This window comes from Streptomyces sp. 2-1 (genome assembly GCF_048564895.1).
Classification (GTDB): domain Bacteria; phylum Actinomycetota; class Actinomycetes; order Streptomycetales; family Streptomycetaceae; genus Streptomyces; species Streptomyces phaeochromogenes.
Genome location: NZ_CP183383.1, coordinates 6667011 through 6682527, shown reverse-complemented (window position 1 = coordinate 6682527; position 15517 = coordinate 6667011). Strand labels below are relative to the sequence as shown.

At 69.8% G+C, this 15517-nt stretch carries 11 protein-coding genes; 6 read left to right on the top strand and 5 right to left on the bottom strand.

The features are described 5' to 3' along the window. The first annotated feature begins 25 nt into the window (after positions 1 to 25). Positions 26 to 562: a TetR/AcrR family transcriptional regulator gene (locus ACN20J_RS29580; RefSeq protein WP_246575186.1), complete on the top strand. Its 537-nt coding sequence runs from the start codon at positions 26 to 28 to the stop codon at positions 560 to 562. 43 nt (positions 563 to 605) lie between these two features. Here the strand turns inward: ACN20J_RS29580 and mfd are convergent, their stop codons facing one another. The 3 genes from mfd to ACN20J_RS29565 all read right to left on the bottom strand — a co-directional run bounded on the left by mfd (position 606) and on the right by ACN20J_RS29565 (position 8150). Continuing rightward, positions 606 to 4136: a transcription-repair coupling factor gene (mfd, locus tag ACN20J_RS29575; protein ID WP_362001690.1), complete on the bottom strand. Its 3531-nt coding sequence runs from the start codon at positions 4134 to 4136 to the stop codon at positions 606 to 608. Between the two features lie 646 nt (positions 4137 to 4782). Next, positions 4783 to 7365: an ABC transporter permease gene (locus ACN20J_RS29570; protein ID WP_189837116.1), complete on the bottom strand. Its 2583-nt coding sequence runs from the start codon at positions 7363 to 7365 to the stop codon at positions 4783 to 4785. Continuing rightward, positions 7362 to 8150 (bottom strand): ABC transporter ATP-binding protein, encoded by a 789-nt coding sequence (locus ACN20J_RS29565; RefSeq protein WP_055613522.1) that lies wholly within the window; start codon positions 8148 to 8150, stop codon positions 7362 to 7364. The genes ACN20J_RS29570 and ACN20J_RS29565 overlap by 4 nt, the downstream gene beginning before the upstream one ends. Positions 8151 to 8622: 472 nt before the next feature. Between ACN20J_RS29565 and ACN20J_RS29560 the strand changes: the two genes are divergently transcribed. The 3 genes from ACN20J_RS29560 to ACN20J_RS29550 all read left to right on the top strand — a co-directional run bounded on the left by ACN20J_RS29560 (position 8623) and on the right by ACN20J_RS29550 (position 11536). After that, complete coding sequence (locus tag ACN20J_RS29560; protein WP_361909669.1) at positions 8623 to 10125, top strand: MFS transporter; 1503 nt, start codon at positions 8623 to 8625, stop codon at positions 10123 to 10125. 300 nt (positions 10126 to 10425) lie between these two features. Next, positions 10426 to 11250 (top strand): helix-turn-helix domain-containing protein, encoded by an 825-nt coding sequence (locus ACN20J_RS29555; RefSeq protein WP_419667203.1) that lies wholly within the window; start codon positions 10426 to 10428, stop codon positions 11248 to 11250. Next, positions 11237 to 11536, top strand: coding sequence for a DUF397 domain-containing protein (locus tag ACN20J_RS29550; RefSeq protein WP_419667202.1), 300 nt, complete (start codon positions 11237 to 11239; stop codon positions 11534 to 11536). Before ACN20J_RS29555 ends, ACN20J_RS29550 begins: the two co-directional genes overlap by 14 nt. Here ACN20J_RS29550 and ACN20J_RS29545 read toward each other — a convergent pair. Continuing rightward, positions 11508 to 11897 carry a hypothetical protein gene (locus ACN20J_RS29545; RefSeq protein WP_190229145.1) on the bottom strand — a complete coding sequence of 130 codons (390 nt, stop codon included), beginning with the start codon at positions 11895 to 11897 and terminating at the stop codon, positions 11508 to 11510. The two genes, ACN20J_RS29550 and ACN20J_RS29545, sit on opposite strands and share 29 nt — an antisense overlap. 359 nt (positions 11898 to 12256) lie before the next feature. On the opposite strand from ACN20J_RS29545, the gene ACN20J_RS29540 reads away from it, so the two are divergent. Together ACN20J_RS29540 and ACN20J_RS29535 are read left to right on the top strand one after the other, a co-directional pair. Further along, a complete protein-coding gene (locus ACN20J_RS29540; RefSeq protein ID WP_190229144.1) occupies positions 12257 to 12730 on the top strand; it encodes a DUF485 domain-containing protein in 474 nt (157 codons plus the stop codon). A 26-nt stretch (positions 12731 to 12756) separates the two neighbouring features. Continuing rightward, positions 12757 to 14334: a cation acetate symporter gene (locus ACN20J_RS29535; RefSeq protein WP_419668985.1), complete on the top strand. Its 1578-nt coding sequence runs from the start codon at positions 12757 to 12759 to the stop codon at positions 14332 to 14334. Between the two features lie 197 nt (positions 14335 to 14531). On the opposite strand, the gene ACN20J_RS29530 is transcribed toward ACN20J_RS29535, so the two are convergent. Next, complete coding sequence (locus tag ACN20J_RS29530) at positions 14532 to 15419, bottom strand: cellulose-binding protein (protein WP_419667201.1); 888 nt, start codon at positions 15417 to 15419, stop codon at positions 14532 to 14534. Positions 15420 to 15517 lie beyond the last annotated feature (98 nt).

Sequence of the window (15517 nt, the reverse complement as noted above, 5' to 3'; positions counted from 1 at the left end):
ACGCCGCGCCTACCACCACGGGGACCTGCGCCGCGCGATCGTGACGGCCGCGCTCGACGTCATCTCCGCCGAAGGCCCCTCCGCGCTGAGCCTGCGGGACCTGGCCCGCCGCGCGGGTGTCTCGCACGCGGCGCCGGCCCACCACTTCAAGGACCGTACGGGCCTGCTGACGGCGATCGCGGCGGAGGGCTACGGACTGCTGGCGGCCACGCTCGCGGAGGCCGCGGATCTGAAGGACGCTGGCGTGCGCTACGTCCGCTTCGCCGGCGAGCACCCGGCCCACTTCCAGGTGATGTTCACGCCGGAGCTGCTGCGCGGGAACGACCTGGAGCTGACGACGGCCCGCGCCCTCGCGGGCGAGCGCCTGCGCGACGCCGTCTCCGCCGTCCCGTCGAAGGGTCGCGGCACCGACGCCCGCCTCGCCGGTGTGGCCGCCTGGTCCCTGGCCCACGGCTTCGCCACGCTGCTGCTCAGCCACAACCTGGACGGCCCGGTCGGCGACCAGGACCCGGAAGAGGTCTTCCGCCTCCTGAGCGGCCTGCTGTTCCAGGGCAGTTCCTGAGCCGCCTTTTCCTGATCCGCCTTTCAGGAGAGCGACCTGGGTGTCACGACCCCAGAATCGAAGCCAGGAACTCCCCGGTCCACCCCAGCAACTCCCGCCCGACCAGCGGCTTGCCGCCCACCTTCGCGGTCTTCGGGCGGGGCACCAGCAGCTGGTGTGCGGCCGGCTTGATGACGGTCCCCGGGTAGAGCCGCTTGAGGCGCAGCTCCTGGGACTCCCTCAACTCCGCCGGTGCGAAGCGGATGTTGTTGCCCTGGAGGACGATCTCGCCGACACCGCAGGCGCGCGCGAGCATCCGCAGACCGGCCACCAGCAGCAGGTTCTCCACGGGCTCGGGCAACTTGCCGTAGCGGTCGACGAGTTCCTCGCGTACGGCCTTGACGTCCTCCTCGGAGTTCACGGAGGCGATCGACCGGTACGCCTGCAGACGCAGCCGCTCGCCCGGGGCGTAGTCGTGCGGGACGTGCGCGTCGACCGGGAGCTCGATCTTGACCTCCAGCGCCGGCTCCTCCACGACGCCGCCCTCCAGGGAGGCGCGGTAGTCCGCGACGGCCTCGCCGACCATGCGTACGTACAGGTCGAAGCCGACGCCCGCGATGTGACCCGACTGCTCGCCGCCCAGCAGGTTTCCGGCTCCGCGGATCTCCAGGTCCTTCATCGCCACGTACATGCCCGCGCCCATCTCCGTGTGCTGGGCGATGGTCGCGAGACGCTCGTGGGCCGTCTCGGTCAGGGGCTTCTCCGGCGGGTAGAGGAAGTACGCGTATCCCCGCTCGCGGCCACGGCCCACCCGGCCGCGCAGCTGGTGCAGTTGGGAGAGGCCGAAGTTGTCGCCGCGCTCCACGATCAGGGTGTTCGCGTTCGAGATGTCGATGCCCGATTCGACGATCGTCGTGGAGACGAGGACGTCGAACTTCTTCTCCCAGAAGTCGACGACGACCTGCTCCAGGGACTGCTCGGACATCTGGCCGTGGGCGGTCGCGATGCGCGCCTCCGGGATGATCTCGCGCAGTCGCGCCGCCGCCCGGTCGATGGACTCGACACGGTTGTGGATGTAGAAGACCTGACCCTCGCGCAGCAGTTCGCGGCGGACGGCCGCGCCGATCTGCTTCTCCTCGTACGGGCCGACGAAGGTCAGGACCGGGTGGCGCTCCTCCGGGGGTGTCGTGATCGTCGACATCTCCCTGATGCCCGTCACGGCCATCTCCAGGGTGCGCGGGATCGGGGTCGCGGACATCGTCAGTACGTCCACGTTCGCGCGCAGCTTCTTCAGCTGTTCCTTGTGCTCGACGCCGAACCGCTGCTCCTCGTCGACGATGACGAGGCCGAGGTCCTTGAATTTCGTCTCCGCGGAGAAGAGCCGGTGCGTGCCGATGACGACGTCGACCGAGCCCTCGCGCAGGCCCTCCAGCGTCGCCTTCGCCTCGGTGTCGGTCTGGAAGCGGCTCAACGCCCGTACGTTCACCGGGAATTGCGAGTAGCGCTCGGAGAACGTGCCGAAGTGCTGCTGCACCAGCAGGGTGGTGGGCACGAGGACGGCGACCTGCTTGCCGTCCTGCACCGCCTTGAAGGCCGCGCGGACCGCGATCTCCGTCTTGCCGTAGCCCACGTCGCCACAGACCAGGCGGTCCATCGGGACCGTCTTCTCCATGTCCTCCTTGACCTCGGCGATGGTGGTGAGCTGGTCGGGCGTCTCGACGTACGGGAAGGCGTCCTCCAGCTCACGCTGCCACGGTGTGTCGCCGCCGAAGGCGTGCCCGGGGGCCGCCATCCGGGCGGAGTACAGCTTGATGAGGTCGGCGGCGATCTCCTTGACCGCCTTCTTCGCGCGCGCCTTGGTCTTCGTCCAGTCGGCGCCGCCGAGCCGGTGCAGGGTCGGGGCCTCGCCGCCCACGTACTTGGTGATCTGTTCCAGCTGGTCGGTGGGGATGTAGAGGCGGTCGCCGGGCTGGCCGCGCTTGGCGGGCGCGTACTCGACCACCAGGTACTCGCGGGTCGCGCCCTGGACCGTCCGCTGGACCATCTCGATGTAGCGGCCGACGCCGTGCTGCTCGTGGACGATGTAGTCGCCGGTTTCGAGAGTGAGCGGGTCGATCGTCTTGCGGCGGCGGGCCGGCATCCGGGCGCCGTCCTTGCCGGCGGCCTTCTGCCCGGAGATGTCGGTCTCCGTGAGCACGGCGAGCTTCAGCGCCGGGTCGACGAATCCGTAGTCGATGGAACCGCAGGCCACCTGGACGATGGAGGGGACGAGCTCGGCGAGGTCCGACTCCAGGCGGGCCGCGATGCCCTCGCTGCCGAGCACCTCGGCCGTACGGGCCGCCGGGCCGTGGGCCTCGGTGACGAACACCGTGCGCCAGCCGTCCGCGAGCCAGCCCTTGGTGTCGGCGAGGGCTTTCGCGGTGTCGCCGCGGTACGTCTCGGGGGCGTGCATCCCGAGCTTCAGCGTGTCCGCGTCCAGCTCCGCGTCGGCCGCGAACGGGGACACCGACCACCACATCATGTCCAGCTCGCGGGCCCGGTCCCGTACGTCCGCGATGCCCCACAGGGACGCGGCGTCGACGTCGATCGGGGCCTCGCCGCCGCCCGCGGTCGCCGCCCAGGACGCCTGGAGGAACTCCTGGGAGGTCGCCACCAGGTCCGAGGCGCGTGTGCGCACCCGCTCCGGGTCGCAGACGACGGCCATGGAGCCCTTGGGCAGGACGTCGATGAGCAGTTCCATGTCGTCGACGAGGACGGGCGCGAGGGACTCCATGCCCTCGACCGCGATTCCCTCGGCGATCTTGCCGAGCAGTTCGCCCAGCTCCGGGTGGGCCTCGGCCAGCCGGGCCGCCCTCTCCCGTACGTCATCCGTGAGCAGCAGCTCGCGGCAGGGCGGCGCCCACAGTCCGTGCGCGGCGACCTCGAGGGACCGCTGGTCGGCGACCTTGAAGTAGCGGATCTCCTCGACGTCGTCGCCCCAGAACTCCACGCGCAGCGGGTGCTCCTCGGTGGGCGGGAAGACGTCCAGGATCCCGCCGCGTACGGCGAACTCGCCGCGCTTCTCCACCAGCTCGACCCGTGCGTACGCCGCTGCCGACAGGGCCGCCACGACGTCACCGAGGTCGGCGGTCTGGCCGGTCCGCAGGGCCACCGGTTCCAGGTCGCCCAGGCCCTTGACCTGCGGCTGGAGGACCGAGCGGACGGGGGCGACCACGACGGAGACCGGGCCGGTCTCCGGGTCGTCGGGGCGCGGGTGCGCGAGCCTGCGGAGGACCGCGAGCCTGCGTCCGACGGTGTCGCTGCGCGGGGAGAGCCGCTCGTGCGGCAGCGTCTCCCAGGACGGGTACTCCACGATCCCGTCGGCCGGGAGCAGCGTCCGCAGTGCCGCCGCCAGGTCCTCGGCCTCCCGGCCCGTGGCCGTCACGGCCAGCACCGTGCGGCCCGCCTCTCGGGCCAGGGCCGCCACGGCGAACGGGCGGGCCGCGGGCGGGCCCACCAGGTCGACGTGCATACGGTTGCCGTCGCCGGCGGCCTTCACCGCTTCGGTGAGTGCGGCGTCCTTGACGACGGCGTCGAGCAGACCGTGCAGGCTCATGAAGAGGCTTCCATCCGAGGTTCCGAGGGTGTGGTGGCGCGGGGTGGGTGATGTGGGCGGGCAACGCGAACCGCCCGACACGTCTGACGGGCCGGGGGTGTCCAGGGTACGACGCCGGGGTCCGCCACGCCCGCCCCTGTGGACACCGGGGGTTCCTCGCCCCCGCCGCCCCTACCCGTCCCGTCCCCTGGGGGCTGCCGCCCCCAGACCCCCGCATCGCGCTACCGCGCTCGTCCTCAAACGCCGGACGGGCTGGATGGGTGGGCGGGGCTGATGAGGGTGGGTGGGTTGACCGGGGTGGGTGGGGAAATCGGCCTGAACGGCCTCGTCCTCAAACGCCGGACGGGCTGAGATGTGCTTGGACTGGGCTAGAGAAGTTCGGCCCAGCCCCCGAAGTCTTCAGCCCAGTCCAGGCAATCTTTCAGCCTCTCCGGCGTTTGAGGAGCGGGGGTTCGGGGGCGGAGCCCCCGAGTAAGGGACGGGAATGGGTAGGGGCGGCGGGGGCGAGAAAACACGCCAGAGCCCGGCACCCGCGGAGTCCGAAGACTCGCCGGTGCCGGGCTCTCTTCCCCCGTGACCCCCGTCCACGGTGGCTCTGGGGCGGCGATGGCGGCGGCCGCGGTGCAGGCGGCCGCCGCTGCCGGGGCTAGTCCGTCGCGATGGCGTTGAGGACGTTCATCCGGCCCGCCCGGAACGCGGGCACGAGCGCGGCGAACAGTCCCACGAAGGCCGACCCGATGAAGACGCCGATGATCGTCGGCCAGGGGATCTCGAGGACCTTCAGGCCCTCCAGGGCGAGGAGCTGCTGGGCGGTGGCGCCCCAGCCCATGCCCAGTCCGAGGCCGAGCAGCGCTCCGAAGAGGGCGATGACGACCGACTCCAGGCGGATCATGCGGCGGAGCTGGCGGCGGGAGAGGCCGATGGCACGCATCAGGCCGATCTCGCGGGTCCGCTCCACCACCGACAGCGCCAGGGTGTTCACGACACCCAGGACCGCCACGATGATCGCGAGGGCCAGCAGGCCGTAGACCATGTTCAGCAGCTGGCCGATCTGGTCCTTGAGCTCCTGCTTGTAGTCGGTCTGGTCACGGACCTGGTACTGCGGGTACGGGTCCAGGGCCTTCTTCAGGGCCGTGTACGCCGTCTTCTCCTGGCCCTCCTTGGCCGTGGCGAACATGATGTCGTTCGGCGGGATCTTGTCGGCCGGGACGTACTTCTCCATCGTGGCGATGCTCATGTACCGCGCGCCCTTGTCGATGGCCACGTCGTCGTTCGTGATCGCCGCGACCTTCAGTTTGGCGGTCTGGCCGCCCTTGAAGGCGACGGTCATCGTGTCGCCGACCTTCACGCCGTGCTTCTTGGCGTATTCGGAGCCGAGCGCCATCGCGTCCTTGCCGTAGGCCGCCGACAGGTCACCGGCGGTCGTCTCGCGGCGCAGGTCGCTCGCGTACGTCGGGTCCGCGGCCGTCACGTCGCTGTCCTCGGTCTTGCCGTCGGGCGAGGTCAGCTTGGCCTCGACCTCCTTGTAGCTGGTGACGTGCGCCAGGCCCGGCGTCGACTCGATGGCCTTCTGGGCCTGCGGCACGATCCGCTGGTTGCCCTGGACGATGAAGTCCGTGCCGACCGACTTGTCGAGCTCCTCGGTCGCGGAGGCCACCATCGAGGAGCCGACCACGGAGAGGCAGGCGACCAGCGCGAGGCCGATCATCAGGGCCGCGCCGGTGGCGCCGGTGCGGCGCGGGTTGCGCAGCGCGTTCCGCTCCGCCAGCCGTCCCACGGGGCCGAAGCCGCGCAGCAGGATCGCGCTGATGGCCCGGACCACGACACCGGCGAGCAGCGGGCCGATGATGACGAACCCGATCAGCGAGAGCACCACACCGGCGCCGAGCATCATCGAGCCGTCCGCGGCCTTGTCGGCGCCGGCCGCCGTGAAGAGCGCGGCTCCGCCGGCACCCGTCAGGAGGAGGCCGATGATCCCCCGGATCCAGCCGGCCTTGCCGTCGGCCGGCGTACCGGCGTCGCGCAGCGCGGCCATCGGGGAGACCTTGCCCGCGCGGCGGGCGGGCAGATAGGCGGCGAGCACCGTGACGACGACACCGAGGACCAGGCCGATGACCGGGGTCGTGGTCTTCACCGTCAGGTCGGCGGTGGAGAGGTTCATGCCCGCCATCGACATGAGCTTCATCAGGCCGATCGCGATTCCGACACCCGCGGCGACACCCAGGATCGAGCCGATGACGCCGAGGAACAGCGCCTCGACCAGCACGGACCGGTTGACCTGCTTGCGGGAGGAACCGATCGCCCGCATCAGGCCGATCTCACGGGTGCGCTGGGCGACCAGCATCGAGAAGGTGTTGATGATCAGGAAGATGCCGACCAGGAAGGCGATTCCGGCGAAGCCGAGCATGGCGTACTTGATGACGTTCATGAACTCGCCGATGCCCTCGCGGTTCTCGTCCGAGAACTCCTTCTGCGTCTGGATCTTGTACGCCCCGGTGGCCTTCTCGGCACCGGCGAGGGTCGTGGAGACGTTCTGCTTGAGCTGTGTGTCGGTGACGCCCTGCGCCGCCGAGACGTAGATCTGCGTGAACCGGCCGGTGGCGCCGAGCAGTTCGCGCTGGGCGGTGGCGGTGTCGAAGTAGACGACGGCGGCACCGGGGTTGGTCACCTTGAAGGTGGCAATGCCGACGATCTTCGCCTTGAAGTCACCGGTGACGGCGATGGTGCGCAGCTCGTCACCCATCTTGAGGTCGTGCTTGTCCGCGGTGTCGGCGTCGACCATCACCTCGGTGGGCCCGCGCGGAGCGTGTCCGGAGGTGATCTCCATCGAACGCAGGTCGTTCTTCGTCCAGTTGCCCGCGATCGTCGGGGCGCCGGTGCTGGACCCCATGTTCTTGTTCTTGCTGTTGACGACGGTCACGTTCATCGAACTGACCGCGCCCTCGGCCGACTTGACGCCCTGCGCCTTCTGCGCCTGGGTGACGGTCGACGCGGGCAGCGACTCGGGCTTGCCGTTCTGCGGGGTGTCGTCGGCCTTGGCCGCCTTGGGGGAGATCGTGACGTCGGACGCGGTGGTCGCGAAGAGCTTGTCGAAGGTCGTGTTCATCGTGTCGGTGAAGACGAGCGTGCCGCACACGAAGGCCACCGACAGCAGGACGGCGACGGCCGACAGGGCCATCCGTCCCTTGTGCGCGAAGAAGTTGCGCATCGAGGTCTTGAAGACGGTCATGACGTGCGCCCCCGGGCGTCGAAGTCCTTCATGCGGTCCAGGACGGCGTCCGCGGTGGGCCGGTACATCTCGTCGACGATCCGGCCGTCGGCGAGGTACAGCACACGGTCCGCGTACGAGGCCGCCACCGGGTCGTGCGTGACCATCACGATGGTCTGGCCGAGCTCGTCGACCGAGCGGCGCAGGAAGCCCAGCACCTCGGCGCCGGCACGGGAGTCGAGGTTTCCGGTCGGCTCGTCACCGAAGATGATCTCGGGCCTGGCGGCCAGCGCCCGGGCCACGGCGACGCGCTGCTGCTGGCCGCCGGAGAGCTGGTTGGGCCGGTGCTTGAGCCGGTCCTTGAGCCCGACGGTCTCCACGACCTGGGCGAGCCAGCCCTTGTCCGGCTTGCGGCCGGCGATGTCCATCGGCAGCGTGATGTTCTCCAGCGCGCTCAGCGTCGGCAGCAGGTTGAACGCCTGGAAGATGAAGCCGATACGGTCCCGGCGGAGCTGCGTGAGCTTCTTGTCCTTGAGGCCGGTGATCTCGGTCTCGTCCAGGTAGATCTGCCCGGAGGAGACGGTGTCGAGTCCGGCGAGGCAGTGCATCAGGGTGGACTTGCCGGAGCCCGAGGGGCCCATGATCGCGGTGAACTGGCCCCGCGCGATGTCCACGTCGACCTGGTCGAGGGCGACGACGCGGGTCTCACCGGACCCGTACGCCTTCACGACCTGCCGCGCCCGTGCCGCGACGGCCGTACGTCCTCCAGTGCTGCCGTGCCTGGGAATGGTTACAGCCGATGTCACGGTATGTCTCCTAAGTCGGACGCCCTTGAGGACGACGGGATCTGCGGTTGTCGTGTAGGTCGTGCGGTGTTCGTTCACACAGCGCCGTCACGGTGTTCGTTCTCGCCGTGCGGTTACAGCGATAAGTCTGGCGGCGGCGGGTGGTCCACCGCGCTGGTGCCCAGCGCAGTCTTCTGCTGGGGTAAACCCCACCCCGGCAGGTGCGGTACGCCGCCCCCCAGCGGCATAAAGCCAGGTTAAGGAGCGGTTCGGCCGGTCTCCTCCTCCGGCAGTACGAACCCTCCCCGGGCCGTAGTACGGAGAGCCCCCTAGGGGATCTCCACCTGCCGGTGGACCCCCTGTCAGGGACGCCTCCACCCACCAGCCCAGTCAGCGTCCACCCTCCCGCGACGTGAGGGTCAAGTGGGAGAGTGGCTTCCGGCAGATAGATGCAGGGGGAAGGAATCCAGTGGGCCAGGGGGAAGACACCGAGATAACCGCCGCCAAGGAGGACGAGCCCGCCGCGCGGGCCGGGGCCCGAGGCCGACGGGCCGTCGTCGCCTCCCTCATGCTCTGCATGGGCCTGGCCGCGCTCGACTCCACGATCGTGTCGACGGCCGTCCCGCAGATCGTCGGCGACCTGGGCGGCTTCTCCGTCTTCTCGTGGCTGTTCTCCGGCTATCTGCTCGCCGTGACGGTCACCCTGCCCGTCTACGGCAAACTCTCCGACACCTTCGGCCGCAAGCCGGTGCTGATCGCCGGCTCGGTCCTCTTCCTCCTCGGCTCCCTGCTCTGCGCGCTGGCCTGGAACATGGCCGCGCTGATCGCGTTCCGGATCGTCCAGGGCCTCGGCGGCGGCGCCCTCCAGGGCACGGTCCAGACCCTCGCCGCCGACCTCTACCCGCTGGAACAACGCCCCAAGATCCAGGCCAAGCTGTCCACGGTCTGGGCCACCTCGGCGGTCGCGGGCCCGGCGCTCGGCGGGGTCCTCGCCGCCTACGCCGACTGGCGCTGGATCTTCCTCATCAACCTGCCGCTCGGCGCGGTCGCCCTCTGGCTGCTGATCCGCCACCTCCACGAGCCGCAGCGCGAACGGAAGTCCTCCGAGCGCCCGCGCATCGACTGGGCCGGCGCACTCACGGTCTTCGCCTGCGGCGGCGTACTCCTGACGGCCCTGGTTCAGGGCGGGGTGGCCTGGCCGTGGCTCTCACTACCCTCAATGGCCTTGTTCGGTACGGGACTTGCCCTGATCGCCGCTCTCGTCCTCATCGAACGCCGGGCCGCCGAACCGATCATCCCCGGCTGGGTCTGGCGCCGCCGCACGATCGCCGCCGTGAACCTGGCACTGGGCGCGCTGGGCCTCCTGATGGTCGCCCCGACGGTCTTCCTCCCGACGTACGCGCAGTCGGTGCTCGGCCTCGCCCCGATCACCGCCGGATTCGTGCTCTCCGTATGGACGTTGAGCTGGCCGGTCTCGGCGGCCCTCAGCCAGCACGTCTACCGTCGCATCGGCTTCCGCAACACGGCCATGCTCGGCATCGGCACGGCCACGCTGATCCTGTTCGCCTTCCCCTTCCTCCCGTACCCCGGCGAGGCCTGGCAGCCGACGCTCCTGATGTTCCTGCTGGGCGGCGCGCTCGGTCTCTTCCAACTCCCGCTGCTCGTCGGCGTCCAGTCGAGCGTCGAATGGAACGAACGCGGTACGGCGACAGCCTCCGTACTCTTCTGCCGCCAGACCGGCCAGACGATCGGCGCCGCCCTCTTCGGCGCGGTCGCCAACGGGGTACTGGCCGCCCGGCTCGGCGGCGCGGGCGACCTGGACTCGGTGACCAAGGCACTCGACTCGGGCGCCTCCGGCGAACACGTGCGCCGAGCGGTCGCGGAGGCCGTCCACTCCGTCTACTTCGGAGCGGCCTGCGCGGCCGGACTCGCCTTCCTGGTCCTGCTGTTCGTGGCGCCGCGCCGCTTCCCGGTGCTCAAGAGCCCCGGGGACTGAGGAGCCAACTCAAGTGAGGGGGCCGCACTTGGGGCATCGGCACAGCGGGTATCGCGTCGGCGACTCGATCGGCGGGGCCTCTCGCGCGGGCTCGTACGTCATGCGCGGGCCCCAGGTCCGTCCGCTGTCCCGGGAGACCCGGAGGGTGATGTACGGGCCGGGGGCCTTCTCGTCCGTCGCTTCCACTGCTGCCGCCTTTCACTGTCTGTGTCGATCCAGACACAGAGTGGCGTCACCGTGGGTACGCTCGACAGACAGCGGAGCGTGACAAGCAAACCTGCACGTACGGGAGTTGCACACATGGCGATCGAGGACAATCCGCGTTCACGGGAGAAGTACGGCGAGGAACTGAAACGGCGTCGCGAGGCGGCCGGCCTCACCCAGGAGGAGCTGAGCCAACGTGCGGTGATGTCACGCACGCACATCGCGCACATCGAGGCGGGGCGACGCAGGCCGGATGCGAAGGACGCAGAACGACTGGATCAGGTGCTGGAGGCGGGAGGATTCTTCGTACGGTTTCTGCCGACGCTGGACGGCAGGAGAGTGGCGGAGCACTTCGCGGAAGCCCTTGAGTTCGAAGGCCAGGCGACGGAAATCCGGGTGTACGCACCCAAGTTGGTGCCGGGCCTACTCCAGACAGTGGCCTACGCACGCGAGGTTCTAGGCTCCGGGCACCCGCCCAAAAGCGATGAGGAGCGCGACAAGCTCCTCGCCACCCGGCTCGAACGCGCGCGCATCCTCGAAGACTTTCACTCACCGATGCTGTGGGCGATGCTTGACGAGGCGGTGCTGCGGCGCCCCATCGGCGGCCCGGCAGTGATGTGCGAACAACTCCGTCACATCCTGAGTTTGGGCGAGGAGCGCCGAATCCGTGTGCACGTACTCCCATTCTCGGTCGGCGCGCACGCGCTTCTGGAGGGGGTCGTTTCGCTCATGTGGTTCGCGGATCTCCCGCCCATCGCCTACGTGGAGGGCTTGAACACCGGCAGGGTGTTGGAGCTACCGACCGTGGTGCGCGAGTGCCAGGAGGCTTACGATCATGCGCTGGGTGACGCGTTGTCGCACCGAGAATCCCTGGCCCTGATCAGGTCAGTCGCGGAGGATTACGAGAATGAAGCGCAGTGAGCACACCATCCCGGACGCCTCCGTACTGCCCGCATGGCGCAAGTCCAGCCACAGCGGCGGCGAGAGCGGCCAATGCCTGGAAGTCACCGACCCCGCCTCGTACGCGGCCTGGCGCAAGTCCAGCTACAGCGGCGAAAGCGGCGGTGACTGCGTCGAAGTGAACGACTCCGCCCTCCCCGCCCGCATTCCCGTCCGGGACAGCAAGAACCCGGCCGGCCCCGCCATCACGTTCGCCGCCCCCGCCTGGACGGCCTTCGTCACTTCGCTCGGTCGAACCAGGCCGTAGTCTCCGGCAGGAACAGCAGGACGACCACGGGCACCCCGAGCGCGATACGCAGTGCGGCGTCCAGGAACTCTCCGGGCGCCGCGGCGCCGGACGCCTGGCTGAACGACCCCACCAGGACGAACACCATCACCACGATGGTCGTGATCCGGACGCCGCCCCGCGCGCTGCCGTCGTACGTCAGGGCGAGCAGCGCGCACACCCAGACCAGCAGCCACGGGGCGATCATGTTGCCCATCCCGTAGGACGTCAGCCCGCCCGACAACGCGAGCATGACGACCAGCCCCGCGAACGCCAGCCCGAACAACAGCAGTTGGGCCGAGCGCACCTGTCGTGGCATCACGAGATCAGTCGTACCACTCATCAATTTCCGTCCTGTTCAAGATGGGCGACGACCCGGCTCGTCGCCGTCGTCAACTCGCCGCACTCCCCCCGCGATCTTAAATTTTTGATGAGGATTCCTTGATCGACGAGGAGAGTAACGGGTCGGACGTGACACCTGTGCACTCAAGTTGCTCACACTTCGATCACAAGAGGTCGACAGAGGCACGAGTGTGCGTGTTAACGGGGGTAACACCCCAGGTCAGCGAAGTAAGCGCGTACCGACCAGACAGTTTGGTGAAACCCTCGCGCAGTCCTGCTACCTGCGAGTAGCGTGCGTCCTCGCTCACCCCCCGCTCCCTGCGGTCCGCACCGGGCCCGAGCCACGCAAGGAGAACCGGGATGTCCTACGACTCGTCCCCGTCGTACCCCGTTCAACCGCACCATCCGCCCCACAACTCGTCACCGTCCTACTCGACGTACCCGACGGAACCGACGTATCCGTGGGCTCCGCGACAGCCGGAGCCCGAACCCGCCCGGCAGCCGAACCGGCATCGCCACACCGCTCTCGGGCACCACAGCGACCTGCGGGTGCTGCGCACCGCGTACCGCTGGCAGCGGCGCGTGGCGACGCTGACCGCGCTCGGCTACTTCACGCTGTTCCTCGTCCTGTCCGCGTGGGCGCCCTCGTTCATGACGAGGGAGGTGGCCGACGGGCTGCCCCTCGGCCTGCTGCTCGGCCTGTTCCAGATGCCCGTCACCTGCGTGGCGATCGCGCTGTACGAGTACACGGCCCGCCGGGGCGTGGACCCGATCGCCGAGCGGATACGGAAGCAGACGGAGCTCGACACCAAGCGGGCGGGGGCGGGCAGGTGACCGGCTTCAGCAGTTCCGCCCAGGCGATGTCGCTCGTGGCGTTCACGGTCGTGGCAACCATCACGCTGTTGCTGTGCGTGATGACGGGCCCGGACCGGGACGACCTCGACGAGTTCTACACGGGCTACGGCTCCCTCTCCCCCATGCGCAACGGCCTGGCCATCGCGGGCGACTACATCTCCGCGGCCACCGTGCTCGGCACGAGCGGCGTGATCGCGTTCTTCGGGTACGACGGGGTCGTACTCGCCCTCAGCACGGCCCTCTCCCTGATGCTGCTGATGTTCCTGCTGGCCGAACCCCTGCGCAACGCGGGCCGGTTCACCATGGGCGACGCGCTGGCGCGGCGGATGCCGGGCCGGGCGGTACGCATCACGGCGTGCGTGGCGACGCTGGCCGCGCTGCTCCCGCTGATGCTGGTCCAACTCGCCGGAACCGGCGACCTGCTGGCGTTCATCCTCGGCTTCTCCAGCGAAGGGCTGAAGACGGGCTGCATCATCGGACTCGGCGCGCTGATGATCAGCTACGCGGCGATCGGCGGCATGAAGGGCACCGCCCTGATCCAGATCCTGAAGATCGTGATGCTGCTCGGCTCGGGTGCCGTCATCGCCGTACTCATCCTGAACAAGTTCGACTGGAACTTCGGCGGCCTGTTCGACCAGGCGGCGAGCAGCAGCGGAGCCGGATCCGCGTTCCTGAGCTCGGGGCTGCAGTTCGCGGGCGGGCCCAACCCCCGCCTGGACATGATCAGTTCGGAGCTGACGGTGGTGCTTGGCGGGGCCTGTCTGCCGCACATCACCATGCGTATGTACACGGCGGGCAGCGCGCGTCAGGTGCGCCGTTCGATGTCCTGGGCGGTGCCGGCCGTGGCGCTGTTCGTGCTGATCATCACGGTCGTCGGGTTCGGGGCGACGGCGCTGATCGGGCGGGAGGCGATCGCCGCGGAGGACCCGCAGGGCAACACGGCGTATCTGCTGGGCGCGCGGGCCGCGTTCGGGGCGGACGTCTCGACGGCCGAGACCCTGCTGTTCACCACCGTCACCGCGGCGATCTTCCTGACCGTGCTCGCCTCCGTCGCCGGGATGATCCTCGCCTGTGCCAACTCCCTTGCCCATGACGTCTTCGCACACGGCAAGAGGCAGTTGTCGCCGCGCCGGGAGATGACGCTGGCGCGGGCGTCCGCGGCGGCGGTCGGCATCCCGGCGATCCTGCTGGCCACGCTGGTCCAGCACCACAGTCTGCAGCCGCTGGTGACGCTGTCGTTCTGCCTGGGCGCGTCCGCGATAGCGCCGGCACTCGTCTACAGCCTGTTCTGGCGGCGGTACACCCGGGCCGGGCTGATGTGCACGCTCATCGGCGGCTCGGTGAGCACGCTCGTCCTGATGACCGGTACGAACCTGGTGTCCGGGTCGCCCATCTCGGCCTTCCCCGGCCATGACTTCACCTGGTTCCCGTTCACCACGACCGGGATCGTCTCCATTCCGCTCGGGTTCCTGTTCGGCTGGCTCGGCACGGTGGCCTCCGGGCGGGGGGCGGCCGAGGAGCAGCGGAAGCAGTACGAGGCTGTGGAGGGGTGGATTCTTGCGGGGGCCGTCCGGCGGGAGTGAGGGGGTGGGGCTGCGCAGTTCCCCGCGCCCCTAAAGACCAGGCGCTGAGGTCTGTGTGTTGGGTGCGGGTCGGTCGGCGTTGCTCGCGCCGTTCCCCGCGCCCCTAAAAGACTGGGGGTGCCCCCTGCTTTCTTAGGGGCGCGGGGAACTGCGCAGCCCGCACCCCATCGGGGCCGCAGGTGACAACGTGCCGCCCGTTACTCGGCCGTCGCTCGGCCCGTCAGCGCTGTGAGGCTGTTGCGGACGTGGGTCATGTGGGCGCTGACGTCGTCCCACTCGTCGCCGTGTTCGCGGAGGACGCGTTCCGTCTCGCGGGTGATGCGGTCCTCGTGGAGGCGGGCCTCGGCGAGGAGTTCGGCGGCGCGGGCCTCGGCGTCCTCCTGGAGGTGGCGGGTGGACTCGTGGGCCTCGGCGAGGGCCCGTTCGGCCTCGGCCAGCTCCTCCACCGCCCGCGAGGCCCGCTCGTCGTGGCGCGCGTCGAGGTCGGCCTCCCGTTCGGCCGCCTCGCGCGCGACCCGCTCCCAGCGCTCGGCGTGTTCCTTCTCCTGCTCGGCGAGGAGCGCCTCGCTGCGCCGCCGCGTCTCGCGCAGCGCGGCGAGCGCCTCACCGCGGTTCTCCTTCACGTCACGCCGCGCCGCGATCCGCATCTCGTCGGCCTCGGCCTGCGCGGCGAGCAGCCGGTGCCGGACCCGCTCCTCGGCCTCACCGCGCACCGCGTCGGCCTCCGCGCCCGCGTCCGCACGCAGTCGCCCGGCCGCCGCCTCGGCCTCCTCCACGACCAGCCGGGCCTCCCGCCGCGCGCCCTCGCTGACGGCCGCGGCCTCCTCCTCGCCCAGTTCGAAGAGCCGCCTGGCACGGTCGCCGAGCGTCTCGTACGTCTGGGGAGCCAGCCCCGCCACGACCTCGTGCAGCCGGTCCGCCTCGGTCTCCATCTCCCTGGCCAGGACGGTCAGCCGGGCGGCCCGTTCCCAGGCGGCGTCGCGCCCCCGGGAGAGCGCCGCGGCGTACGCCTCGACCTGGTCGGGGCGGTAACCGCGCCCCCGTACGGCCTCGAAGCCATGAGGCGACACCGATGCGCTGCTCATCCTCGAATCCCCTCTCCGGCGTACGACATGATTTGCCGCACATCTTGACGGATCAGGTGTAAGCGTTCATAACGCGACACTCCGGACTTGAGTCGCGC

Coding starts and splice junctions, on each gene's coding strand:
- ACN20J_RS29535 (WP_419668985.1), top strand. CDS start 12,757: ATGTCGCTCGTGGCGTTCACGGTCGTGGCAACCATCACGCTGTTGCTG.
- ACN20J_RS29530 (WP_419667201.1), bottom strand. CDS start 15,419: ATGAGCAGCGCATCGGTGTCGCCTCATGGCTTCGAGGCCGTACGGGGG.
- ACN20J_RS29550 (WP_419667202.1), top strand. CDS start 11,237: ATGAAGCGCAGTGAGCACACCATCCCGGACGCCTCCGTACTGCCCGCA.
- ACN20J_RS29570 (WP_189837116.1), bottom strand. CDS start 7,365: ATGACCGTCTTCAAGACCTCGATGCGCAACTTCTTCGCGCACAAGGGA.
- ACN20J_RS29540 (WP_190229144.1), top strand. CDS start 12,257: ATGTCCTACGACTCGTCCCCGTCGTACCCCGTTCAACCGCACCATCCG.
- ACN20J_RS29555 (WP_419667203.1), top strand. CDS start 10,426: ATGGCGATCGAGGACAATCCGCGTTCACGGGAGAAGTACGGCGAGGAA.
- ACN20J_RS29545 (WP_190229145.1), bottom strand. CDS start 11,897: ATGAGTGGTACGACTGATCTCGTGATGCCACGACAGGTGCGCTCGGCC.
- mfd (WP_362001690.1), bottom strand. CDS start 4,136: ATGAGCCTGCACGGTCTGCTCGACGCCGTCGTCAAGGACGCCGCACTC.